Genomic DNA, 22,839 nt, shown 5'->3' on the forward strand with positions numbered 1-22,839 from the left:
TGCGCACATCCAACCCGATCGAAAGCGTCTTCGCCACAGTCCGCCACCGGACCGTCCGCTCCAAGGGAAGCCTGTCGCACAAGACGGCAAGGCTCATGGTCTTCAAGCTCGTCATGAGCGCCGCCAAAACCTGGCGCCGGCTGAAGGGCGAAAATCAGTTGCCAAGGGTCATTGCCGGCGTCAAATTTACCGACGGCGTCGCAGAATCGACGACGCCAGCTAACCGCGCCGCCTGATCGGCCCCATCACCCAATTTCGGCCATAGCTCCTGCGCTCAAACTGGAAGCCGAACGTGATCTTTAAATGGCCTTATGGCTCGCGTGTTCGTCAGCTTGCGGTCAGCTCGCCTCTTTACGGTGCTGACTCATCAATTCTTAACAACGGCGTGCCTCATCGGCGCCAAACCAATGACACCTTCGATCATGCTAGCCGCTACGCCGATCTCCCTGAACCCTGCCGAAGGCCTCTCCGGGCTCTGCCAGCCGGCAGCAATCGGCGCGCAGAGCCAGTTTCAGCAGGCTCTAATGCACGTCGCTTCGACGTCAGGCGCTGTCTCCTCGGTCACAGATAAGGCAGCGTCCGTTCCTGCGATGTCGGAGGTTCAGCGTGCAACAGTGCAGGCGAGTCCGCCTGGCGAGCGCGTGCTCCAGGCGCTCTCTTCGATGTACCGGAGCAGTCCCGTTCCTTCTGCAGCGAGCGGCGGCGTGGCCGCCATTTCGAAGGTCGTGCAACCTGGGCCGGCCGCTCAGCCGCTTTCGCCGCCGCAGCCCGTGGGGGCGAGCCCTGCGGGCAAACCGGAAGGGGTGCTCGACTTTGACGCGATGGTTGCGAGTCTGCGAGACGTTTACAAAGGTGTCGTCGAGGTTTCGCTCGTCTCCAAGAGTGCCAGTGCCGTCAGCTCATCTATGAACAAATTGCTATCGGCGGGCTGAGTTCGTTGATGACTGGTTCCATCTGCGGACAAAGCGGCCATGTCTGCCCATTCGCTCAATGGTTGCGTGCTTTTACCGTGCTGCCGCTCCTGCTCCTTCTGCTCGGCTGTAAGGCTGAGCTCTACACCAAAGTGCAGGAGCGTGAGGCCAATGAGATGCTTGCGCTCCTGCTAAGTAAGGGAGTCGATGCAGTCCGTGTCACTGCCAAGGACGGGACCAGCACGATCCAGGTCGAGGAGAAGCAGCTAGCGTTTTCGATCGAGCTGCTAAATTTAGAAGGGCTGCCGCGCCAGCCTTTCAAGAACCTCGGCGAGGTGTTCAAAGGATCGGGCCTGGTTGCCTCGCCGACCGAGGAGCGCGCTCGCTTCGTTTACGCCCTGAGCGAAGAATTGTCGCGCACGATCAGCGATATCGACGGCGTCATATCCGCGCGTGTCCACGTTGTTTTGCCGAAAAATGATCTGTTGCGCCAGGACACGATGCCGTCCTCAGCGTCGGTGTTCATTCGACATAACTCCAATGCAAAGCTCTCGGCTCTGCTGCCGCAGATCAAGATGCTGGTCGCCAACAGTATCGAGGGCCTATCCTATGACAAGGTGGCGGTGGTCTTTGTACCGGTTGAACGGGCTCCGCTTGAACAGCCGTCGCCCTTGCCAGCTGCTTCCGCTCAGTCGAGCAAATCCATTTCAGCCCCGCTACTTGCGGCCGGTGTCGGCGTGGCCGGCGCTGCGCTCGGCCTTCTCTGCTACATATTCCTTGGTTCTCGTATGCGTCAGGGTGCCCAGCCAGCGCGCGCGCTAGCCAGACTGGGCACCCCTTCGAGCACGCCGGCTATCCAAGCTCCCGGTAAAAAGATCGCCTCCGACAGGGCATAGGGGTGTGCAAATGCCTATACCGCTGCGATCCGCCGAATCTCATACTTGGTCCGAATCGTCCTGTGAAGGACTGCGCGAGCTCGCTGCCTCGACCCATCTGAGCCAATTTGCTGCCCGTCTTGACGCGCGGCTGTCGGCTTCGACTTTGCTCCGGCTACAGAAGAGCGCGAGGCTGCAGGTAAGACTGGCCGAAATGCTGCTTGGTAATGGAATGGACGCGAGCAGCAGCAACTGGGGAAGAGATCTTCTGCTCGGCCATGATCCGAATAGGGCTGCTTTGCTTGCCGGCAGTATCTGGCATGCTCGCTCGCTCCTAAAGCTCGTCTCAAAGCAGGATCTCGCAATTCTGCTTGGACGTATCGGGGCAGAAGCGCACGCTTTCGGTATCCGGCACTTGGCCAGCGCGGTCGCAACCACCGCTACTGCTGATCCGGAACAACTTTCGCAACAGATTGAACACGATGGCCATGCCTGCCTAGGTGCTTGGCTCGACGAAGCCTCTTCGCTTGACCGCACGCGCATTTTGCTACGCTCGCCCATAGGCACTGCTGCCGAGAATCCAGCGGCCGAACACCGCAATGCCGCGGGCCCGTTGCTTTCCTTGGTGATAACCCATTTGTCGAGGGAGACGCCACGGCATGACGGCTGATGACCCAGCGCTGCCGGTGGCCCCCCAGATACGTCCGCTCGGGCCATTTATACGGGCTGCCGAGCTCGGGATCTGGTGCGATGCCGTCGAAGCGCGCGCGGCCGCCGAGCGGCATCTTCAACGCGTTCGCGGCTGGGGACGGACAGCTTATCAGCGGGAACGGGCGCGCGGCCGAGCGGATGGCTTCAAGAGCGGCGCCGAAGAAATGTATCGGCTGATCGCGCAGGCTGCTTCCACGCTTGCGCAGCGAAAAGCTATTCTGGAGCAGGAATTGCCCCAGCTTGTCATGGAGATCGTAAGCGATCTGCTGGGCGCGTTTGATCCAGGCGAGATGTTGGTGAGGACCGTTCGTCATGCGATCGAGCAAAAATATGGTAGCGCGGAAGTGTGCCTTCATGTCTCTCCTTTGAAAGCTGATGCGCTGGCGCGCGAGTTCGCTGCCTGGGATGGACAGGAGGGCCGGCCGAAAGTGCGGATTGACCCGGATCCGGCTCTAACGACGGACCAGTGCGTGTTGTGGAGCGAATTTGGCAATGTCGATCTTGGACTTGCTGCGCAGCTCCGGGCTCTGCGCCTTGGTTTGGGTTTGCCTTCAAAGGAAGACGAGCCATGACAACATCGGCGACCGATGCGGTCGCAGAGAGGAATCTGCACGCCGCGCTATCGTCTTTGAAATCTACAGCAAAGCAGATCGACACGCGTGCTGTACGAGGGCGGATCACACGGGCGGTCGGCACCTTGCTTCATGCCGTCTTGCCAGAGGCGCGCATAGGGGAGCTTTGCCTGTTGCGGGATCCCCGCACCGGGTGGTCGCTCGAGGCCGAGGTGATCGGCCTATCGCAAGATGGGGTATTGCTCACTCCTATCGGTGACATGGCGGGCTTATCCAGCCGAGCAGAAGTGGTCCCGACCGGGCGAATGCATGAAGTTCCGGTCGGCCCCGACTTGCTTGGCCGGGTGATCGACAGCTTCGGCCGTCCGATCGACGGAAAGGGTCCAATCAAGGCCGCTCAAACTCGTCCGCTGCGCGGTAAGGCTCCAAACCCAATGACAAGGCGCGCTATCGAGCGGCCATTCCCACTCGGCGTCCGTGTCTTGGATGGGCTTCTGACATGTGGCGAGGGGCAGCGGATCGGCATCTACGGAGACCCAGGGTGCGGTAAGTCGACGCTTCTGTCGCAGATTGTAAAAGGCGCGGCTGCCGATGCCACCGTAGTCGCGTTGATCGGCGAGCGCGGTCGTGAAGTGCGCGAATTCATCGAGCAGCACCTCGGTGAGGCGGCGCTTCGCAGCACCGTCGTTGTGGTTGAGACCTCCGACCGCTCGGCAATGGAACGAGCGCAATGCGCTCACATGGCGACAGCACTCGCCGAATATTTTCGTGATGAAGGACTTCGCGTCGTCCTGATGATGGATTCATTGACGCGCTTTAGCCGCGCCATGCGCGAAATCGGCCTTGCGGCAGGAGAGCCGCCGACGCGGCGCGGCTTTCCGCCGTCGGTTTTTGCGATGCTTCCTGGCCTCTTAGAGCGTGCCGGCATGGGCGAGCGCGGCTCAATCACGGCCTTCTATACCGTGCTTGTCGAAGGCGACGGCTCGGGTGATCCAATCGCCGAAGAGTCGCGAGGCATTCTTGATGGCCACGTTGTTCTCTCACGCGTTTTGGCAGCGCGCGAGCATTTTCCCGCCATTGACGTGTTGTCGAGCCGCAGCCGCGTGATGAATGCAGTCGTCTCTGTGTCGCATCGCAAGGCAGCTTCCTTCTTCCGTGATCTGCTCTCGCGCTACGCCGAGGCCGAGTTCTTGGTGAAGGTTGGCGAATATAAGCAAGGCAGTGATCCTCTGACAGATCGGGCAATTAATTCGATCGAGGAGTTGCGGAAATTTCTGCGTCAGAGCGGAGACGAGGCATCAAGCTTTGAGGAGACGTTCACATGGATGTCACGTCTGACCGCGTGAATCGTGTCTATGCCTCGAAATTGCGGCTCGTGAAGGATATGAGACAGCGGAGCGCCCTTCGTGAGGTGTCCAACATGGAAGCCAAGCTTCGCACCGCCCTCCAAGCGGTGGAACAAGCTGTCCAGGATCTGGCGACGGCCGAGAAAAACCGAGCGGCGCTCGAAGGAGAGCTTTACCGAGAGCTGGCATCGTTTGATTCGCTGTCTGTCGAGGAGCTCGATCGTCGCTGTCACATCGTCACTGAACGGCTCAAAGCTGAGGTCGCACGAGCACGCGGAAGGCTTGAGGAAGTGCGCGACGCTCAAGAGCAGGCCAAGACGTCGGTCCTCGACGCACGGACCATTTTGACCAAGTGCTCGGCGGCGAGTTACAAATGGCAGCAAATTGAGGGCGACGTTCAGCGCGCGAGTGATTCCCATTCGGAAGCGGAAGCCGAGATAGAGGCCGACGACGAGGTCTTGCTTCGGTATCGCAGTAGTACGCGTACCCACACGGCTAGCGACTGAATCTGATGGCTTCTTCTCTTATGCTAGCGAAAGCGCCTCGTCTTGTAGACGGGCCTGCGAGCATGGCTCCGGGCGACGAATCGGAGTTTGAACCGGGGCTAACCCTGTCGCATGCCGTCGTCTCCTGGCTCAACGAGATCGCCGCTTCCCGCAAGCCTCTGCAAACCCGTCTCGGCGATAAGTCGCTATCGGTGCAGATGGCACGGCTTGTCTGGGACGCCGAGCCGTGTGCCGTATCGATGCTCAACTGCTCTTGGGTTCTCGGACATGAAACGATCATCTTATCGTTGCCCCGTCCGCTCATAGAGGGGCTGATCGCGACAGTGCAGAGCGAGCTTGGCCTACCTTCGGAGCCAACTCGTTCGCTCCTCGTCGAACTTGCACTCTATCCGTTGCTCGATCAGCTAGAGAGTCTGACACAACAAAGCTTGCGGCTGATCTGCGTGAGCGAAGCAACGGCTCAGGGTCCTTATCTGGAGCTCGAAATCACCTACGGCCCATTCAAAGGCAAAGCGCGCCTGTTCCTGTTCTCACCTCTCGATGGTTCAGTTCCAGCCGCGTTTCGCGCGTTAGGCGGACTGCTCAGTCAGCTGCCGCGAGAGGCACGCCAGCTTCCTCCAGAATTGCCTGTCATCGTTAAGGGAGAGATCGGCTCGCTCCGTGCTACGGTCGCGCTGCTAGGCAAAGCAAATGCAGGAGACGCTCTATTGCCGGACGTATTACCCTTCGCCCGTGGCCAAGCCATCCTCAAGGCGGGAACCTTATGGGCCCCGGCACATATTGCAGACGATCGCTTGATCGCGCGAGGGGCATTCCGCCTCCAACCATATCCCCTTGAGTGTACACATATGATGACCAAATCCGAAAAGAGCCGCCCACCCTCTGAAAACGATCTCGACAACATCGAGATCACGCTGGTTTTCGAATGCGGCCGGTGGACTGTCGCACTCGGGGCCTTGAGAAATATCAGCGAAGGACATGTGTTCGAACTTGGCCGGCCGTTCGACGGACCGGTCGATATCCTTGCCAACGGCCACCGCATCGGCCGCGGCGACATCGTACGCATCGGCGAGGAGCTCGGCATCCGGCTGCGCGGCAAGTTGGCGGTCAATGACTGACATTCAACCGGGAATTCTTGGACTCCTTGCGCTCACAGCTGGCCTTGGCCTGCTCGCGTTCGTTGTCGTAACAAGCACAGCGTTTATAAAGGTATCCGTCGTGCTCTTCCTCGTTCGCAACGCGCTCGGGACTCAATCTATCCCACCGAACCTCGTTCTATATGGCGCGGCACTGATCCTGACGGTTTTCATTGGCGCGCCGGTGATTGAACAGACCTATAATCGCATTTCTGCGCCACAACTCCGCTACCAAACGGTCGATGATTGGGTGAGCGCCGCAAAGGAGGGGCAGGAGCCGCTGCGCGATTATCTCAAGAAGTTCACCGCTGACGAGCAGCGCCGGTTCTTCCTGGCTTCAACCGAACAGGTCTGGCCCGAGGACATGCGCGGCAACGTGAGCGCCGATGATTTGGTCATTCTGGTGCCATCTTTTCTAATTTCAGAACTCAAGCGTGGCTTCGAAATTGGTTTTCTTCTCTATCTGCCCTTTATCACCATAGATCTGATCGTGACGACCATCTTGATGGCCATGGGTATGTCGATGGTTTCGCCGACGGTGATATCCGTGCCTTTCAAGCTGTTTCTATTCGTCTCAATCGACGGCTGGTCACGGCTCATGCACGGGCTGGTGCTCAGTTACACAACACCGGGAGGCTGAACATGGATGAGGCGAGCATTCTCACTCATATGAGCCGTTCACTTGTGCTCTTCATGATCTGGGTTCTACCACCGCTCATCGCTGCGGTCGTTGTCGGCCTGGTTGTCGGCATCATCCAAGCGGCAACGCAGCTTCAGGATCAAACCTTGCCACTGACTGTGAAGCTTCTTGTCGTTGTCGCGGTGATCGCGTTGTTCTCTCCGGTGCTCAGCGCCGCGTTGATCAAGGAAGCAGAGCAGGCATTTACCGACTTTCCCGCACTCACGGCAAGCATTAGCCGACGGTAGATGAACCTCCCTTCACCCGCCGAGACGCAAGCTCTGATCCAGGAGGCGATCGAGCTCGTCCTTGCAGGTGGCCTCGCAGCAGCCCGGGCCCTTGGCATTATGCTGGTCCTTCCTGTATTTACGCGGCCGCGCATTAGCGGGCTGGTCCGTGGCTGCGTGACCTTTGCGATGGGACTGCCATGCCTGTTGCAGATCAGGCACGGCTTGCAGTCGCTGGATCAGGGCTCCCGGCTGATCAGTGTCACGCTCCTCGGTTTGAAAGAGGTGTTCGTCGGCCTGCTCATCGGCCTTTTGCTCAGTATTCCGCTATGGAGCATCCAAGCAGTGGGTGAGCTCATCGACACCCAACGGGGAATTACGAACCCTGTTGCTTCTGATGATCCCGCGACGCGCGGCCAAGCTTCGGCGACAGCGGTGTTACTCGGTACCACCGCGATTGCGATTTTCGTTCTAGCCGGGGGATTGGAGAATGTGATTACGGGCCTTTATGGCAGTTATCTGATCTGGCCCGTATATCGGCTGATGCCTAGTTTGACCGCGCAAGGCGCGATGGAATGTCTGCGGCTTCTCGATCACATCATGCATACGACGCTACTGGTCTCTGGCCCGGTGTTGGCATTCCTGCTGCTGCTTGATGTATCGGTGATGATACTTGGGCGGTTTGCACCGCAAATCAAACTGAACGATGTCTCTCCCACCATGAAGAACCTGGCCTATGGGATCATCATGGTAAGTTACGCCACCTTCCTCGTCGAATATATGGGATCGGAGATCAGTCAGTCCAACACCGTGCTCAAGTTGTTCGAGAAGCTCCTGAAATGAGTGGCTCGAGCGAAGAGAAGAAGCTCCCTCCCACTCCCAAGAAGCTAAAAGATGCGCGCAAGAAAGGGCAGAGCCCGCGCAGCGCCGATTTGGTCAGCGCAGTCAGCGTTTGCGCCGGTTTCGGCTGCCTCTGGTTAAGAGCGGCCCCCATCGAGATCAAGTGGCATGAAACGATGCGGCTCATCGACAAACTGCAGGCTCAGCCGTTCACTAGCGCGGTCCAGCAGGCGCTGGGCGGCTTGATCGACCTATTTTTTTCGGCCGTTGCTCCATTCCTCGGGGCCGGTGTTGCCGCTGGTATTCTAGCGGGAGTCTTGGCCAATGGTGGATTAAACGTCTCTTTCGAGTCCTTAAAGCCGAAATTCGAGAAATTGGATCCCATCAAGGGGCTCAAGCGGATTGCGTCTAAGCGGTCGCTCATTGAACTCTCGAAGTCGCTTCTTAAGGTGGGCATTCTTGGCGCCAGCTTTCTGCTCACGGTTGTCGCTAGTTGGAAGGCGCTGGTGTACTTGCCGGTCTGCGGTATGGGGTGTCTCAGTTTCGTGTTCACTGAGATCAAATTGCTGACGGAAATTGCTGCTGGTGCTTTTCTGATCGGCGGATTGGCAGATCTCCTTATCCAGCGCTGGTTGTTCTTGCAGGACATGCGCATGACGGAGACCGAGGCCAAGCGCGAATCGAAGGAACAGCAGGGCAATCCGCAGGTCAAAGGCGAACACCGTCGCCTTCGTCAGGAGACAGCGAACGAGCCTCCACTTGGCGTCCATCGTGCCACATTGATACTGACAGGGCAGGCGATCTTGATTGGCCTCCGCTACGTTCGTAGCGAGACCGGCGTGCCGATCGTGGTTTGCCGTGGTGAGGGCGAACTTGCCTCACGATTGCTTGCCGAGGCGCAGTCGCTGCACCTCAGCATTGTCCAGGACCCGGCCCTGGCGCGTCAGCTCATCCGGAGTGCGAAGCTGGGCAACGCTGTTCCTTCGAAGTGCTTCGAAGGGGTTGCGAAAGCACTCTATTCCGCCGGGCTTGTCTAGATATCGCGTATGGCAGAAATCATTGCGCCATCCGACGTGCACTATCGAGGCGACTGTACATCCCTCGTCGCCGGTGACGCGGCTTCTGGCGACGCCCTGTTGCCAATTCCAGCTTCCATGTCGCTCTTGTTGCGCTGTCCCATGGACCCATATGTGGCAACAGGAACGGCGGCACGATCGCCTGTTGTTGCCATGACAGCTCTATTGTCCAGCAGGTCGCCCGGATCGTTGACCATGACTCCCAGATTGTTGCGGATTGAGCAGCCAAGGGTTTGGTCGAACGAATTGTCGTTGACTGAAGGAGCAATGATGGCAAGCGACGGACAGACGGGAGGACGTGCTTCATAGACAGTAGCCTGGATTCGCACCGCGAAGCCAAGAGGCCGGTCGAGGCGAGGGCCGAACAGGCGGATGTTGTAAGGGGCAAGGCCCATTGCGCGGGCCTCGCTGGCTACCTGCGCGGCGAGCCGGGGCGAGCCGATGATATCGAGATGGATCGCATCAAACCGACCGCGACTGTTGTTGGCAATGAACTCTCTCAGTCGATACCGCTCGAGCCCACGGAGGCTCTGCAGCACCAAGACGCTGTTCTGCTGCTGCACCATGGTTCCTTGTTCAGACGGAAAGGTGTTGATCGTAGCAGTGCTTGTGCAGCCGCCTAGGCTCGTCATCAGAACGAACAGATGCGGCAGGGCTCGTACAGTCATTTGACGATCCTCATTCGATAATAAAACCGGCGCCGCCTGTCGCGCCTGGTACACTGGTGCGCGGAGCGTCGCGGCCCCGCGGCGGACTTGCCAACGTGTTCGTTAAGATGCGCCCCATATCTGAGGGTGGTCCGATGCGATCGGTCGGGGCGCTCATCCGGTTCGCGTTGGATGCGGGCCGCACGATGTAAGGCGTGACAATAATAACGAGCTCCGTCTCCTGCTTTTGAAAGGACGAAGAGCGAAACAGCGCACCGAGAATGGGCACGTCGCCCAACCAGGGAAAAGTACTGATATCCGTGCTGAAGTTACGCCTGATTAGCCCGCCTATTGCAAAGCTTTGTCCGCTCCCAAGCTCGATAACGGTCTCCGCCCGTCTTGTAGAGAGGGCCGGCACGGCCATACCGTTCAATTTGACCTCACCTTCCTTCGAAATCTCGCTGACCTCAGGCTTCACGCGGACATTGATTTGATTGTTGTTAAGAACGGTCGGGACGAACTCGAGGCTCACTCCAAAATGACGAAATTGGATCGAAACCTGTCGGTTGTCCTGCATGACCGGAATTGGGAATTCGCCGCCGGCCAGGAAGCTCGCGGACTCACCGGACATTGCGGTGAGATTCGGTTCAGCGAGTACGGAAGCGAGGTGCTCGCTGGCTAGCGCGTCGAGAACAGCGCCGACGTTGATATTACCAGCGCTGAGGCCGATCCCTACCTTGCCGCCGCCGCCGCTCGCCGTGCCGGAAGCAGCACCTTTGCCGCTGCTAAAGCCGAAAACGAAAGTGCCATTCTGGCCCAAAGCGGAGAGGTTGATGCCGAGCTCCTTCATAGCGCTGCGCGAGACTTCCGCCACGCGCACGCTCAGATTGACCTGTAACGACCCGGCGACCTGAATCTTATTGACGACCAGCGCACCCGCACCGAGAAACTGCTCCGTAACCCTCACGGCAGTGGCGACGACATCGGCATTGGGAGCCATACCGCTAAGGATCGCGCCACGCGGGGTATAGCTGACTTGGATCGGATAGTCACCGACCTGGGCCTTGAGCATGGCACGCAGATCCTCGATCGGCTGTGTTACGACGACACGAAACTCGGCGAGAGCCTCCCCGTTGTCGTTCAAAGCGAACAGGCTGGTCCGTCCGGACTTCTTGCCAAAGACGAAGATGGTCGTGTTCGACGGCGCCTGATAATCCGCGATCGTCGGGTCGGCAACAAAGATGCTCGCGGCCGGCCCGGGCAGATGAATTGTCTTGCCGAGCGAGGAGGAAAGGTCCAGCGTTCCATTAATGCTGCTAGGAGCCGCATGCGGCGGCCCCTCTCTAGCATCCCGCGTCGTCTGAGCTGCGGCAGTTAGTGGTGATAGGAAAGCGACCGCGCACAGGAGGTGGGAAAGAGAAGGATAAACGACAGACCACAGGGCACTGGCGACGATCGAGCGTCGATCGCTGCCACCCTCGTTATTAAGAGCGATCTTCAAGGGAGTCTTTGCTTTCAACTTCGATCGACTAGGCGGCCGATGCCACGCTATTCAATTCAAGGATATAACCGATGCCGCGTGCGGTCGTGATCCGTAGGGTCGCACCCGACTGACTCAAATGACGGCGTAAGCGATAGATCGCGACTTCAAGCGCATTGGTCGAGACCTCGTTGTCAAACGCATAGAGGCTATCCTCTAGCGACAGCCGCGGCACGGTACGGCCAGCGCGGCTGAGGAGATGCTCAAGAATGCACAATTCGCGGCGCGCAATCCTGAGCGGCCGACCACCAACTGAAGCTTGCCGGGCGATCGGATCGAACTTCAGATTGCCAAATGTGACCACGGGGGCTGTCATTTGCGTTGACCGCCTCAGAATGGCTCGCATCCGGGCGATGAGTTCATCAGTAGATACAGGCTTGGGTAGGAAATCGTCTGCACCACCATTGAAAATGGCGATCCGTCGACCGAGGTCATTGAGGCTGCTCATCACTATTGCAGGCATCAAATGTCCGTCGCGTCTCAACCGCTTCAGCCAGTCCAAGCCGTTTCCATCTGGTAGAGCCAACTCGAGCAGGAGAATGTCGTAGTTGGCGTAGCCCAGAGCGGTCGCCGCATCATCCAGAGTGGGTGCCAGATCAACGGCGAAACCGCAATCCGAGAGCGCGCTTTGGACAGCGCGCGCTAGGTCCTCATCATGATCAACCACTAGCGTTCGCATTTCATTGCCCCTTCTCAAGTCATGCCAAAATATCGAGCAGATCACCGTCGATGATGAAGCCGAGCGAGACTGAGTTGTCCCGAGTCAACGTAAACGTCCGGAGACGGGATCGATGAAGAAGAGCAATGTTGCCAACGGCCGGCCTCATCTGCGGATTAGAAATTTCGGCCGTCTGCTGTGGATCGCATGCGCGCTTGGCAACTCTTAGCGTGGTGTGGATGCCGGGAGGTTGGCTGGAATGAGTCAAAGCATCGAGGGCTGTGGCAGCACCCTGCCGCAACTGCGCGCCAATCGCGGCAATGCTTCCGGTCATTGGTCGGGCGATGGCCTCGCCAGCAGGCGCAGCTGAACGCAAAGCACCAGAGCGAATGGCTGGATTTGCATCCGAACTGATACGAGACATCAACATTTTGAGCTCCCGTGTTGGCCAGAGCCTGCGGTGAGGCTTGCTATGCCGTCGACCCTTCGAGGTCGCTTAGTCATGACAAAATGGAACTTCGAACGCGTGCAGGCGCCTCGCGTCCCGCAGTCGGCCGCTCTTTCAGAAGCCACTAACGCGGGACGAACTAACCAATGCGCCCCCGAGCTAGGAAAACACGCCTCGGTCGGGCGGTGGCGTATTTGGGGAGGGCCAGAATTCTCGACCTTCAGCCAGATCCGACGCGGCGCCCAGGCGGCAGCCGATCGGGCACACCAAATAGTGGCGAGTCCGTTCCCGTAGAGGCGTTGTCAGACATGTGGTCTGGGTGGTTCCGCCGCCTGCATTCCACCTCTGGCGATGAATGCCGGCGGATGTCGAGGTTGTACAGAGCTTCGTTGCCCGCCCGGCAACAGGGACGCGAAGACAGCGGGTCCTGCTCTCTAGCTCCTGCTGTTGTAGCCTCAACTGAGCCGGCGCTGGTCGCGTGTCAGGCGCATAGGCTACGTTGCCAACACGGGTGCGGGTGGACTGATCGAGGAGCGTGAGGGAGTCGAGCGGCGTGAACCTAGGGTTTGGAGACATTCGCAATTCTTGCTACCTGTCATAAAGTGTTGTCGCGACGCATTGTCGCGACTCGTGTCGGAAACCTTACAATCTGACGCTACGTGCGATTCAAGTCCCTTATCGAGTTCGTTGATGAATATCTTTAAAGCTCGCAGGCCGGCTGAGGCGGCCAGCACAGGAACTTGGAGAAAAGCAACGCGATGCCTCAGAACAGCAAGGCATTTTCGGGGAGCCAGAGGGCTCTCAACGGTGCCGAGAGTCGCCTTTAGTTGTCGTCTGGACGGAACCCCGACGCTGTCATGATGCGCGATAGCTTCAGTACGGCTCACTCCAGGGTCGCAATTGCGAGATGAATATGAATAACTTTTGCGATCATCATGTTGCGTCCTACGACCTCAGCAACAACATCGCGCGCGCCAATTCATTTCAATTCGCTCCAAACTTGGGCATAAGTCAAAAAGCAAGCTTCGGGCTGCATCAATTGCTGATGCTTAAAAGGCCGAGCCCATTTGTTCGACGTCTTTGCAGTCGCATACGCTGACCGCCATCGGCGCACCGACGCAATGAAGAACCCGTGCGCATCGCACTGATGCGCAGTGCGTTCGGCCAGCCTCTGCAGGATCTCCAATGCCCGACCGAGCCTCGCCGCTGGCAGGCTATCGGTCTGCTGGTGGAGGGCTGAGAATTCGAGCGGCTCGACGTTACAGGTCTGAGACATTTCGCAACCTATCTGTCAGGTAGTGTCGCGACCTGCGTCGGAATCCCTACAATTGGCTGCGTACATTCAAGTCCTTCCGGGCTCGTTGCGATCCTAAGGCTCGCAGGCCTCTTGATGAACCCGATGGTAGAAGACTTGGAGAGAAGGGACTACGAGGTCTCGAAGCAGCAAGTGTTGCGCGAGCCCAGAGGCATTCACTTCCGATCAGATTCACAGTTCATCCTCTGTTAGGACGACGGAGCCCCCGGTTGCTCAATCCGCGCTCGGGTGGGGAGGGCACGAGCTGAAAACCGACGCCATTGTCGATCGTAGCAAGCGCCCCGAGGCGGGCGACAGCCTTCGGTAGATCCCCGCAATCTACTCACCCGTATCGGCGGGCAGTGCGCAACTCGCTCGCTGCTCTTGTCACCCCAACCCTCTCTTCCACACAAGCGGGAAACACGTGCGAGACTGGTCAATTTCATGTTCCGAAACTCCAATTTTCCTGGCGATTTCGATCGCATAAAATGTCAGTAATCATACTACGATCGATGCGGCGCTTTGTATGCTTTTGTTCGCAACGGTAATGAGGATCTCTCGCGAATGTGATCGCCCGCTACCCGAGATTCTAGCGATCGTCGGAAAGCTTCGACTGCAACCAATGGGCCGATTCAGGTATCGCCACATCAGTTTCGGTGACCCGGCCAGCGCCAAGCAAAATCGTCCTAAACCTCGATCGCCGATCAAATGCTACTTGGGATATCAGAACGAAACTGCGGCTTCTCGCTTACTCCTCTAGTAGCTCAAGATGACCGAGATTGTTTGGTCTGCAGCGAGTTCGGAATGGGCCTGTCACCCGCTCAGCAATACCAACGTAGTCATGTGAAGTTCTGTCGTTCCACCTAAAGACTCTTTTATCTCATTCCACGCCCGGCCGGATCAACCAGCGAGCCAAGCTTGTTATCTGCTGTCCAGTGGTATTGCCTCTGTTTCTTCAGTTTAGCGCGGCGACCCTTGCTGCGACTCCGGGAGGACTCTGCGCGGACTGAATGAAGATAGCTTTGCCCGCTCATTGGAAGTAGGTCGTCGTCGGTTACGAGAAAGAACTCTTCTCCACACTCGCCAAGAGCGACCAGAACCCGGTCGCAAACCTTGGCCTTTCTCGGTCAACACGTATGCGTTGTATGGGCTGCCATCGGAAGTGGGGACGACTTTAAAGACCCCGTATCGTACGAGGTCTCGGAGCCTCGCGGAGAGTATGTTCTTGGCCAATCCGAGGCTCTTCTGGAATTCGCCGAACCTGTTCAGTCCCTCGAATGCGTCGCGTACTATGAGGAGCGACCACCCATCACCGACCACATCTAGCATTCTCGCGACAGCGCAGCCGGCCTTTCTGTGGCTGGTTCGCCTTACCATCCGATCCGACCCTTGCTTGCGCCTCACCATGTGAGCTCACGGATAGCGGCGCGATTCATGATCGAGCAAATTCCAGTGCGGCAGGCCGGAGGAAGACAGCGTCCGTTCGACCAAATCTTGTATCCGATTGTCCATGCCGACCCGACACGGCGGCAGATTGGCCAGTCGAGGCCTCCACTGGCCACGCGGCCACCTATTGCAGCAACACGATGACAACGCGCTGGTTCTGGTGGACGATGTAGGACAAGCTCTTGCCGATATCGATGCCGATTGCGGTGGGCGAAGCCTCGAGCTTCCGTGATATGGCGTGCTCCTTGTCTTCGGTGCCCCCTGCCAGGATTCGCTGCTGGCAGGGCGGGAGCACGGCCCGACCATTCCATTAGCGAGGCGTTCGCATGGACGTCCGCGTAGCGTCGGAATGACCAGGCGCTCTTTGATATCGCAGCCGGGATCGATCATTCTGTCAATGGTAAGGCCGTTAAGGACTACACCTGCAGAGCGAGCGGGCGCCCAACGTTCAGTGGCGATTCAGCACGGCACGCCAAGGTGCGCCGGAAGGCCTGACAGTTTGGATATTGGGTCACGGCCTTGCGATTGCGGACCCATCTGTCAGGCCAGCAGGCGGCATGCGCTCGAAGCCCGCCGAATGTGGGCGCTTTCGCAGTGAAATGCGCGCATTTTTTTAAGCGAGGCATTCATTTAGTTAACGATCGCTTTCGGAGTCAGGCATGTGCGTCAGATACTCGTAGATGGCACCCAGTTCGTCATCGTCCATCTTGCCGAACGTACGCCAATTCATCTTTTCGTCGAATTCGTGTCCGCTCGGGTCTTTGCCCGTGCGGAGAGTGGCGATGAACTCTTCCCGGCTCCAATCCGCGACCAGGCTCAATCCTGGCCCGACCGGCGCCCATTGATCTTGGACACCGCCGGTCAACTGCTGACCGTGGCATTCCCGGCAGTCATAATAGGACAGGATGTATTCGCCGTACTGGATGGTCGGTGCTTTGGGCGGCGCCGTGACGACGCCGATCTTGACTGGTTTGCCGGACGGAAACTGGCCGATTCCCACCATGACAAGGCCGAGAAGATTGAGCTCCTCGGCTGGCTGCGGCGTGGCCGCACCAGCCGCCGGGAGCCGGCGGATATAGGCGATTAGCGCGCGGATGTCCTCATCACTCAGATTGCCGGCATTGGTACGCGATGTCATGATCATGAGACGACGGCCTTCGGCGTCGATGCCATTGCGAATGGCCCGGAAAATCTGCCCATCCGACCACTTTTTCAAGGGCCCCGCCGGTGTGAGATTGGACGATATAAACGCGCCCAGAGATAGACCGGCAGATGCTTGCCGTATCTTTGCCTCCCGTGAAAGTCCCGGTCGGTGAATGACAGCCTCCGCAGAAACTGTCGGCAATGGCCGGCCGCGCTGAATCTGTGCGTCGCTTCCCCCGACCCGCAGCTCCGGCACCGGCGCACGGCGCGAATAATACTGTTTGTAGTGTCCTACAGAGGTGGCGACGCAGGTCAGGAACAGGACGCCGGCGATGACCCCGGTCAACCCCGCCCCAAGCCATCGCGATATTTCCTTCACCTGCCGAAGGCGGAGGCTGAGGCAAGCGAAGAGGACACTGCCAGCGAGCAGCACCGCAAGCAAAACGAGATTATGCATGTCGTTTATCGGGCCGTGATTTGCTCAGAGACGAACCTGTCCCGCGGACGAGGATTACTGAAGCGCTGCCGCCATTCTGAGCTGGGCGGCCTAAACAGGTTGTTGAACTCGGCTGCTCTGGTTCGTGGATGGAGGCGCTACTCGTTTTCGATTCCATAGTGACGACCGCTCATTTGAGCGCGCGAGGCGCTGCGATTGCGATCGTCGAAAGCTAGTGCGGCATGGGACCGTACGACAGAATGCATTCAGCCGAATATTGTGTCCGATTGTCCGTGCCGTAGAACGAACAGATGGACATTCTCGGCGACCTACTCGATCCCATCGCTCCGCAGCTGGATCAATCGCTTGGCCCTGCGAAAAAGTTGGGGGTAGATGTAAGGCCGGCTCAACAATCCTCAGGCGAACCAGGACCAACCGACGCAGTGACAGGCCGCCTCAGGGTCAAGACGCGACCTCGCGAGGAGGCCGCTTTTGGCGCGCAAAACGGACGCCTGAGCTGATGGCCAGGTCGGGCGAAAGGTCAAAAGTAGTCCCCCATGTCATCCTCAGAGGCTCCGTAGCGGGCCGATGGCGTGACGGTAATTAGCATCCACCCTGAAAGCCACCTATGGGGTGGGAAATGCACCTGATTTCTTTGCCCATTTCAACAAGTCCTTGAAATCACAGCAGATGCGACCACCCTCCGAGCGCACCAACGACATAAGTCATTAATGCGAAAAGCCATTCGCGAAGACTTATTCCCACGTTGTTACCCAAGGGCGAGTGCTATTGCTTGTCCGCACAAATTCCCCTGTTTGATCTCGCGCGTCCTGATCAAGGGTATTTTCTTGTGGTCGCACCACCGTTTGGACCAACGCCCCGCAAGAGAGAACCATTCATTGCTCACGAGAGGACAGTAGCGTAGCCCAGAGTGAAAATCGGCGGGTTTGCCCATTATGCGGTTCGCGAGCTCCATCAGAGGACTAGAAGAGTAGCGGTGCTGTCGGCACCTCGCCCGACCAAATGTTTGTTGGCCGGGTACTCAGATGTTAGCTGAGACGTGCGCTTCCGGATGAGATTTGCCGCCCCGCGGTTGGACGGAGCAGGCTGTAATCGCAAATTTCAAACGATGGAGGCGGTCCTTCGCGGCGTGTGACCGCTCAAAATGCGAGCTGACGGGCAGGGCAGTTCGTGGGCGCAAACCGGACATTCGGCCGAACCCGCACGTCGTAAAAGGGCCGACCCGATGGCGTCCGCTTCCCATCGGCAGGGACGGAAAGCGGACCCCGCTCTAGTTTCGCCTCTCGGGGAGCGAATGCTCGAGGAAGAAACGCAGCATTTCCCTCGTTGCATCCGGTCCGTCCGGATCGGTGTAGGAGCCGGCGGGGCTGCCTCCCGACCATGCGTGTCCGGCTCCGTGGATTTTCCAGTGCTCCAGGCGTCCGCCGGCATCGGTATGGACGGTGCGGGTGTAGTCATGTCCTCCCGGTACCCGTCCTCGATGCACCCTCTCTTTCGTGCTCGTGCCGCCGATGGACTGCCGGACGATTCGATCGCCATTGTTCGAACGCACCGTGGTGTCGCGATCGCCGTGGAAGACAATCGTCGGGATGGGCGGGCCGTCGCCCGGCATTGCCTCGGGCCCGCCGCCTTGCCGCACGGCGAGCAGCGCGGAGGGAAGGTCCGTGGCGGCCCAGCAGGCCAGTCCGGAATGTATGCCGATCGCCGCGTACAGATCGCCGTAGGTGGATCCCATAACGGCGGGCCGCGGCCCCGGCCGACAGTCCGCCGACGTAGACGCGCCGTGGATCGACCGCATGATCGCGCATGACCTGGCGAGTGATGCCAGCGATGAGCGAGCGTTCGCCTCCGCCCCGCTGCTGGTCGGCGGGACGAAACCAATTCCAGCATTTCGCCTGGTTCGCTTCGGCCCGCTGCGCAGGATATCCACCACAGCGATGACGCATATTCTTTGCGGAAGTTTCGCAACAGCAACTGCGCTAACCAATGAGCTTGTCGCCTTGGCAGATGAGAAGGGGGCTTCGTTCTGGAAGGCATATGGAATGATGCACCAAGGTTGCGTATTGGCCATGACCGGCAAAGCCCCGAAGGCGGACCAAATGTTTACTTCCGGGTTCAATGCGCTGCGGGCAACGGGAACTACACTGTATATGCCGTGGCACTTATCATTGTTGGCGGTGGCCTATGCCAAACTTGGACGAAGCAATGACGCTTGGCGCTGCCTTGGCGAAGCAACAACGACAATGGAAACAGGCGGAGAACGTTGGTTCGAAGCAGAAATCCACCGGACCGCTGGAGAAATCGAGCTGATGGAGCCGGAGCTGGACGCGGCGAAAGCAGAAGCGTATTTCGAGCGTGCGCGCGCGGTCGCCCGCAAGCAACGAGCAAAGTCCTGGGAACTGCGTGCGGCTATGAGCATGGCGCGGCTCAGGCGTGGTCAAGGGAAGCGGAATGAGGCCCGAGAACTCCTCGCTCCAATCTACGGTTGGTTCACCGAGGGCTTTGACACGTTGGACTTGAAGCAGGCCAAGGCCTTACTCTACGAGCTAGCATAAGACTTGTGGCGCAAGCGCCTCGGGCGCGCCGACAAGGTGATCGAATAACCCCCATTTGCTGCGGTGCATGAGTCCGGTATTGGCCCAGGCCGTGTGAAAATCGCGCAACTTGGGGCGCACCGGCGCATTTCGCGGCCGCCGAACTTCTGATTGGATGGAACCGACCTCTCATCTCAGTGGCAACCAGGAGCTTCATATAGGCGCTGCCGGCCTCACGCCCGCATCGCTTCCAGCAATCCGCCTACGCCCACGATCGTCATCACGCGCTTCATGTTGTAGGCGGGCCCTGAGCTGCCAGAAGCGATGAGCCCAGCAATGTGTCAATCGGCTCGCAAATTTTGCATGCCGAATGACACGTTCCGAACGGCGGTTGTGCGAAGACGTGCACCTGAACCTTGCTTACCGCTGGTTCTGTCGGCTCAGGTTGGACGGCGAGGTGCCGGACCACTCGACGTTCTCCAAAAACAGGCATGGCCGCTTCCGCGGCTGCGATCTGTTGCGAAAGCTGTTCGAGACCGTGGTCCAGCGCTGCATGGCAGAAGGAGCAGCTTTTGCAGTCGATGCAAGCTCGATTGCCGCCAACCAACAAGCAGCGCGCAGTTGCCGGGTCTGACGATGTTATGGGAGCTATGCCCGAACGCGCCGCTCTGTTCGAGAGTACTTCGACACCCTGGATGAGGCCGCTTGGGGCGCGGCGAGTGACACGGTACCAAAGTTCACCTCTAAGTCGGACCCGGCCGCGCAATGGACAGGCGCTCACAAGGGGCATGCCTTCTTCGCCTACGCCAACAACTACCTCATCGACCTGAAGGCAGCGATTATCATGGATGTCGAGGCGACGCGCGCCATCCGACAGGCCGAGGTCGGGGCGGCACGCACAATGATCGAGCGCAGTAAAGAGCGCCTTGAGCTCTGTTGCGAACGCGTTGTCGCCGACAGTGCCTATGGAACGGTAGAGATGCTGGGCTGGCTGGTCGACGAGCAAGGCGATCGAACCGCACATTTCGGCATTCGACAAATCGGCCCGTACCGACGGCACGTTCTCGCGCGACGACTTCGCCTATGATCAGCAAAGCGACGTCTACATCTGCCCGGCTGGCAAAGTGCTGGCCTCCACCGGGACCTTGGTGAATGATGGAGCGACACTGCTGTACCGGGCCAGCAAACATGTTTGCGATGACTGCGAACTGAAGTCGCGGTGTTGTCCGAAGATGCCCTCCCGCAAGGTCCCGCGTTCAATCCATGAAAAGGCTCGAGACGTGGCGCGCGAGATCGCCAGAACTGATGCCTATGTCAGATCTCGGCGCGAACGGAAGAAAATCGAGATGCTCTTTGCCCATCTCAAGCGCATTCTCCGCCTCGACCGGCTCAGGCTAAGAGGTCCCTTGGGCGCTCGCGACGAGTTCCTCCTCGCTGCCACAGCGCAGAATTTACGTAAGCTCGCAAAGCTGATCCCGCTGCCGACGCTCCAGCACGCTTAGGCACAATCAACCACCCGTGCGCCCAGCGCGTTCTCCGAACCTGAATTATCACTTCGCGGACTTCTTCAACACAATCGTGCCGCCGGCGGCAATGACTGGAATTCCAACGGCGTCACGCACTGGTGGGATTAGTACGAACGTGCCGAGCTGACCGCGAATGTGACCCCCGGCCTCATGGCCCTGCGCGACGATCAGATCAAAGCCTGCCGCCTCGGCGATCTGCGCGTCTTCCGTACTGCCTACAACTTGGATGGCGACCGCACCTGCCGCCTTCACCTGCTCAACATAGCGAGACGCATCGCCCCAAAGGAAAGAGATAATGGGGACTCCTTTGGCGAGCGCCACCGCCAACTGGTCTTCAAAAGGAAAGCCGAGAACGAAGTTGACGCCAAATGGCGCTGTCGTGCGCTCCCTGATGGTTCTAATGGCGATGCGTAACTCCTCAGTCGATCGCCACGTCCCGGCAATCTGACCAATGCTACCCGCGTTGCATACCGCGACCGCGAGATCAGGACTTGCGATCGAACCAATCGGGGCCTGAAAGAGCAGTCGCTGGCTCGTGAGCCAATGAGGTGAGCGTGTCATCTCTTGAATTCTTCAGCCGATGCCGCAATGGTCAGAAACTTCATCAGCCCGAACAGATCATAATAAAAACATCTGAGCGCGACGCAGCTGCTCCTTTTCGATGGCATAGTCGGCGAGCGTCTCGGTCTCGAACGCCACTCCATCCGGGCTCAAGCATTTCCACACGTAGTTGACGATCACCCGTCCAGTGGTGCTGGTCGCAATCACGCGAGCATCCATGCGGCGACGCTCTTCGGTAGGCTGCAGCGGAAACCAAATGGATGCAAACCTCTCCTGCATTTTCGGAATGGTCGCTCCAGTAAAGAAGCCGCCATACGGCAGACCTGGCTGCCAGTGAAACTCGATTTCCGGATGATAGAGGTTCTGCAGCAAGCCACGATCGCAGGATCGTAAGCATCAGGTCTGCATTTGCCTGTTCCTGAGGGGTCATTTCCGCGCCCGTGAGGACGTCGCGTCAGCGCAACATGTCATTCGGCATGCAAAATTGGCTCTGACTCACTTTTGATGCAGTTTGAGGGATGTCTGGCGCTTTGATTGGGGAGAATCAGCGTCATGCAGCAAGCACTCCTGCGCTCCAATTTGGTGCCGAGTGGATTTGTTGTAGAGAGTGCGTACTTCGAAGGTGATAAGGCCGTTATTACGGTTCGGGCGTCGGGAAGCGTTGGTCTGTGTCCATCGTGCGGAACGGTTTCCCGGCGTGTCCATAGCCGAAGATCGGTGGCATCTGATGGAGGACTTGCTGACGAAAGCTGAGACCGTCACGATCGCGGCGATCGAAGCTGGCGTACCGGTGTTGATCGAGGCCCGCGAATTCCACGGGATGATCCGGCGCAAAGCTGAGGAAGGGCTCACCTCATGGATCGAGCGCGCCCGCGCCAGTCTCGTCGCCTCGTTCGCGAGCGGCGTCGTCAGGGATGAAGCGGCGGTAAGGGCGGCTATTACCTCGCCTTGGTCGAACGGACAGACTGAAGGTCAGATCACGCGCCTCAAGCTTGTCAGACGTCAGATGTATGGTCGCGGGAAAATCGATCTGCTTCAGGGCAGACTAATCGGCGCTGAATAGTCGGAGCTGCACCAAAATTGCGACAGAGCGCATTGCCTCATCAAGAATGTTACCGGAGAACTGACCGTCAGGATTGGGACGGCGACACCGAATCGGATCGGTGTCACCGATGGCAGGACGGATGAGCATGGGTGCTCGGCGCGAGCTCACGGCGGCGGTGGTAGAGCGCTATCGATCGGCAGGGCGGGCAGATAAGGGGCGCATACTCGACGAGCTTTGCGCGGTGACCGGCTGGCATCGCAAGCACGCGGTCCGGGCGCTTGCCAGCCATGTCGCAATTTCGCCGGAGGCCAGGCGGCAGCGAAGGCCGACCTACGGCGCCAAGATCAGGGATGCGCTGGTGGCCTTGTGGGAGGTCTCGGATCGAATCTGCGGCAAGCGGCTGAAGGTAATGATTCCGACGTTGCTGCCTTCGCTGGAGCGGCATGGCCGGCTCAAGCTCGACCAGGCNGATCGNGCGCTGGTGCTCGGCGTNAGNGCAGCCACGATTGATCGCCTGCTGGTCGAGACCAAAATTGCCGCGGCCGGCGGTAAGCGCCGGCGGGTCGGGTTTTATTCGGCGGTCCGCCGTGAAGTGCCGATCCGGACGTTCAATGACTGGCACGATCCGCCGCCGGGGTTCTGCGAGGTCGACATGGTGGCG

Annotated in this window: 21 protein-coding genes and 4 pseudogenes; 15 read left to right on the top strand and 10 right to left on the bottom strand. The window is 58.8% G+C overall.

Going from position 1 to position 22,839, the window contains the following annotated elements; all coding sequences use genetic code 11:
* From YY7_RS55220 to YY7_RS0145085, 12 genes and pseudogenes are all read left to right on the top strand, one after another.
* Window positions 1-236 (top strand): annotated as a pseudogene (locus YY7_RS55220) (IS256 family transposase); the annotation flags it as partial.
* A 75-nt stretch (window positions 237-311) separates the two neighbouring features.
* Complete coding sequence (locus YY7_RS62385; protein ID WP_245287657.1) at window positions 312-932, top strand: nodulation protein NolB; 621 nt, start codon at window positions 312-314, stop codon at window positions 930-932.
* Window positions 933-940: 8 nt separating this feature from the next.
* Window positions 941-1,807, top strand: coding sequence for a type III secretion system inner membrane ring lipoprotein SctJ (gene sctJ, locus YY7_RS0145040; RefSeq protein WP_028168810.1), 867 nt, complete (start codon window positions 941-943; stop codon window positions 1,805-1,807).
* Between the two features lie 10 nt (window positions 1,808-1,817).
* Window positions 1,818-2,456, top strand: coding sequence for a hypothetical protein (locus tag YY7_RS0145045; protein ID WP_028168811.1), 639 nt, complete (start codon window positions 1,818-1,820; stop codon window positions 2,454-2,456).
* Window positions 2,446-3,069, top strand: a complete 624-nt coding sequence (gene sctL, locus YY7_RS0145050) for a type III secretion system stator protein SctL (RefSeq protein WP_028168812.1) — start codon at window positions 2,446-2,448, stop codon at window positions 3,067-3,069. Before YY7_RS0145045 ends, sctL begins: the two co-directional genes overlap by 11 nt.
* Window positions 3,066-4,415 (top strand): type III secretion system ATPase SctN, encoded by a 1,350-nt coding sequence (gene sctN, locus YY7_RS0145055; protein ID WP_028168813.1) that lies wholly within the window; start codon window positions 3,066-3,068, stop codon window positions 4,413-4,415. Before sctL ends, sctN begins: the two co-directional genes overlap by 4 nt.
* Window positions 4,391-4,921, top strand: coding sequence for a type III secretion system stalk subunit SctO (gene sctO / locus YY7_RS0145060; RefSeq protein ID WP_028168814.1), 531 nt, complete (start codon window positions 4,391-4,393; stop codon window positions 4,919-4,921). Before sctN ends, sctO begins: the two co-directional genes overlap by 25 nt.
* A gap of 62 nt (window positions 4,922-4,983) precedes the next feature.
* On the top strand, window positions 4,984-6,039 hold the full coding sequence (sctQ, locus tag YY7_RS0145065) for a type III secretion system cytoplasmic ring protein SctQ (protein ID WP_028168815.1): 1,056 nt from the start codon (window positions 4,984-4,986) through the stop codon (window positions 6,037-6,039).
* Window positions 6,032-6,697 carry a type III secretion system export apparatus subunit SctR gene (gene sctR / locus YY7_RS0145070; protein WP_028168816.1) on the top strand — a complete coding sequence of 222 codons (666 nt, stop codon included), beginning with the start codon at window positions 6,032-6,034 and terminating at the stop codon, window positions 6,695-6,697. The genes sctQ and sctR overlap by 8 nt, the downstream gene beginning before the upstream one ends.
* A 2-nt stretch (window positions 6,698-6,699) precedes the next feature.
* Window positions 6,700-6,984 (top strand): EscS/YscS/HrcS family type III secretion system export apparatus protein, encoded by a 285-nt coding sequence (locus YY7_RS0145075; protein WP_028168817.1) that lies wholly within the window; start codon window positions 6,700-6,702, stop codon window positions 6,982-6,984.
* A complete protein-coding gene (gene sctT, locus YY7_RS0145080) occupies window positions 6,985-7,806 on the top strand; it encodes a type III secretion system export apparatus subunit SctT (RefSeq protein ID WP_028168818.1) in 822 nt (273 codons plus the stop codon).
* Complete coding sequence (locus tag YY7_RS0145085; RefSeq protein WP_028168819.1) at window positions 7,803-8,840, top strand: EscU/YscU/HrcU family type III secretion system export apparatus switch protein; 1,038 nt, start codon at window positions 7,803-7,805, stop codon at window positions 8,838-8,840. Before sctT ends, YY7_RS0145085 begins: the two co-directional genes overlap by 4 nt.
* Window positions 8,841-8,881: 41 nt before the next feature.
* Here YY7_RS0145085 and YY7_RS0145090 read toward each other — a convergent pair whose 3' ends face one another.
* The 8 genes and pseudogenes from YY7_RS0145090 to YY7_RS55230 form a co-directional block, all read right to left on the bottom strand.
* Window positions 8,882-9,547: a CpaD family pilus assembly lipoprotein gene (locus YY7_RS0145090; protein WP_028168820.1), complete on the bottom strand. Its 666-nt coding sequence runs from the start codon at window positions 9,545-9,547 to the stop codon at window positions 8,882-8,884.
* A gap of 10 nt (window positions 9,548-9,557) precedes the next feature.
* The gene (locus YY7_RS0145095) at window positions 9,558-11,027 is read right to left on the bottom strand and encodes a type II and III secretion system protein family protein (RefSeq protein WP_028168821.1); all 1,470 of its coding nucleotides are present in this window, start codon (window positions 11,025-11,027) and stop codon (window positions 9,558-9,560) included.
* Window positions 11,028-11,055: 28 nt separating this feature from the next.
* Window positions 11,056-11,745, bottom strand: coding sequence for a response regulator transcription factor (locus YY7_RS0145100; RefSeq protein WP_028168822.1), 690 nt, complete (start codon window positions 11,743-11,745; stop codon window positions 11,056-11,058).
* 19 nt (window positions 11,746-11,764) lie between these two features.
* Window positions 11,765-12,154: a hypothetical protein gene (locus YY7_RS0145105; RefSeq protein WP_130581341.1), complete on the bottom strand. Its 390-nt coding sequence runs from the start codon at window positions 12,152-12,154 to the stop codon at window positions 11,765-11,767.
* A gap of 2,272 nt (window positions 12,155-14,426) precedes the next feature.
* The gene (locus YY7_RS64060; protein ID WP_433994573.1) at window positions 14,427-14,873 is read right to left on the bottom strand and encodes a winged helix-turn-helix transcriptional regulator; all 447 of its coding nucleotides are present in this window, start codon (window positions 14,871-14,873) and stop codon (window positions 14,427-14,429) included.
* A 163-nt stretch (window positions 14,874-15,036) separates the two neighbouring features.
* On the bottom strand, window positions 15,037-15,207 hold the full coding sequence (locus tag YY7_RS61390) for a hypothetical protein (RefSeq protein WP_155255612.1): 171 nt from the start codon (window positions 15,205-15,207) through the stop codon (window positions 15,037-15,039).
* Window positions 15,208-15,546: 339 nt separating this feature from the next.
* Complete coding sequence (locus YY7_RS55225) at window positions 15,547-16,512, bottom strand: c-type cytochrome (protein ID WP_245287658.1); 966 nt, start codon at window positions 16,510-16,512, stop codon at window positions 15,547-15,549.
* 1,270 nt (window positions 16,513-17,782) lie between these two features.
* A pseudogene (locus tag YY7_RS55230) lies at window positions 17,783-18,437 on the bottom strand (extracellular catalytic domain type 1 short-chain-length polyhydroxyalkanoate depolymerase); the annotation flags it as partial.
* 12 nt (window positions 18,438-18,449) lie between these two features.
* Here YY7_RS55230 and YY7_RS65380 point away from each other — a divergent pair.
* Both YY7_RS65380 and YY7_RS59460 read left to right on the top strand, forming a co-directional pair.
* The gene (locus YY7_RS65380) at window positions 18,450-19,067 is read left to right on the top strand and encodes a hypothetical protein (protein WP_028168825.1); all 618 of its coding nucleotides are present in this window, start codon (window positions 18,450-18,452) and stop codon (window positions 19,065-19,067) included.
* Between the two features lie 343 nt (window positions 19,068-19,410).
* Window positions 19,411-20,548, top strand: a pseudogene (locus YY7_RS59460) (transposase); the annotation flags it as partial.
* A gap of 48 nt (window positions 20,549-20,596) precedes the next feature.
* Here YY7_RS59460 and YY7_RS55240 read toward each other — a convergent pair.
* Entirely contained in the window at window positions 20,597-21,133 is a 537-nt protein-coding gene (locus tag YY7_RS55240; protein ID WP_051397281.1) for an NAD(P)H-dependent flavin oxidoreductase, read from the bottom strand.
* Between the two features lie 57 nt (window positions 21,134-21,190).
* Window positions 21,191-21,505, bottom strand: a complete 315-nt coding sequence (locus YY7_RS0145160) for a hypothetical protein (protein ID WP_028168829.1) — start codon at window positions 21,503-21,505, stop codon at window positions 21,191-21,193.
* 361 nt (window positions 21,506-21,866) lie between these two features.
* On the opposite strand from YY7_RS0145160, the pseudogene YY7_RS0145165 reads away from it, so the two are divergent.
* Window positions 21,867-22,196: pseudogene (locus YY7_RS0145165) on the top strand (transposase); the annotation flags it as partial.
* Between the last annotated feature and the right edge of the window lie 643 nt (window positions 22,197-22,839).

The organism is Bradyrhizobium elkanii WSM2783, assembly GCF_000472865.1.
GTDB lineage: Bacteria > Pseudomonadota > Alphaproteobacteria > Rhizobiales > Xanthobacteraceae > Bradyrhizobium > Bradyrhizobium elkanii_A.

Coding starts and splice junctions, on each gene's coding strand:
- YY7_RS62385 (WP_245287657.1), top strand. CDS start 312: ATGGCTCGCGTGTTCGTCAGCTTGCGGTCAGCTCGCCTCTTTACGGTG.
- sctJ (WP_028168810.1), top strand. CDS start 941: ATGACTGGTTCCATCTGCGGACAAAGCGGCCATGTCTGCCCATTCGCT.
- YY7_RS0145045 (WP_028168811.1), top strand. CDS start 1,818: ATGCCTATACCGCTGCGATCCGCCGAATCTCATACTTGGTCCGAATCG.
- sctL (WP_028168812.1), top strand. CDS start 2,446: ATGACGGCTGATGACCCAGCGCTGCCGGTGGCCCCCCAGATACGTCCG.
- sctN (WP_028168813.1), top strand. CDS start 3,066: ATGACAACATCGGCGACCGATGCGGTCGCAGAGAGGAATCTGCACGCC.
- sctO (WP_028168814.1), top strand. CDS start 4,391: ATGGATGTCACGTCTGACCGCGTGAATCGTGTCTATGCCTCGAAATTG.
- sctQ (WP_028168815.1), top strand. CDS start 4,984: ATGGCTCCGGGCGACGAATCGGAGTTTGAACCGGGGCTAACCCTGTCG.
- sctR (WP_028168816.1), top strand. CDS start 6,032: ATGACTGACATTCAACCGGGAATTCTTGGACTCCTTGCGCTCACAGCT.
- YY7_RS0145075 (WP_028168817.1), top strand. CDS start 6,700: ATGGATGAGGCGAGCATTCTCACTCATATGAGCCGTTCACTTGTGCTC.
- sctT (WP_028168818.1), top strand. CDS start 6,985: ATGAACCTCCCTTCACCCGCCGAGACGCAAGCTCTGATCCAGGAGGCG.
- YY7_RS0145085 (WP_028168819.1), top strand. CDS start 7,803: ATGAGTGGCTCGAGCGAAGAGAAGAAGCTCCCTCCCACTCCCAAGAAG.
- YY7_RS0145090 (WP_028168820.1), bottom strand. CDS start 9,547: ATGACTGTACGAGCCCTGCCGCATCTGTTCGTTCTGATGACGAGCCTA.
- YY7_RS0145100 (WP_028168822.1), bottom strand. CDS start 11,745: ATGCGAACGCTAGTGGTTGATCATGATGAGGACCTAGCGCGCGCTGTC.
- YY7_RS0145105 (WP_130581341.1), bottom strand. CDS start 12,154: ATGTTGATGTCTCGTATCAGTTCGGATGCAAATCCAGCCATTCGCTCT.
- YY7_RS64060 (WP_433994573.1), bottom strand. CDS start 14,873: ATGGTGAGGCGCAAGCAAGGGTCGGATCGGATGGTAAGGCGAACCAGC.
- YY7_RS55225 (WP_245287658.1), bottom strand. CDS start 16,512: ATGCATAATCTCGTTTTGCTTGCGGTGCTGCTCGCTGGCAGTGTCCTC.
- YY7_RS65380 (WP_028168825.1), top strand. CDS start 18,450: ATGACGCATATTCTTTGCGGAAGTTTCGCAACAGCAACTGCGCTAACC.
- YY7_RS55240 (WP_051397281.1), bottom strand. CDS start 21,133: ATGACACGCTCACCTCATTGGCTCACGAGCCAGCGACTGCTCTTTCAG.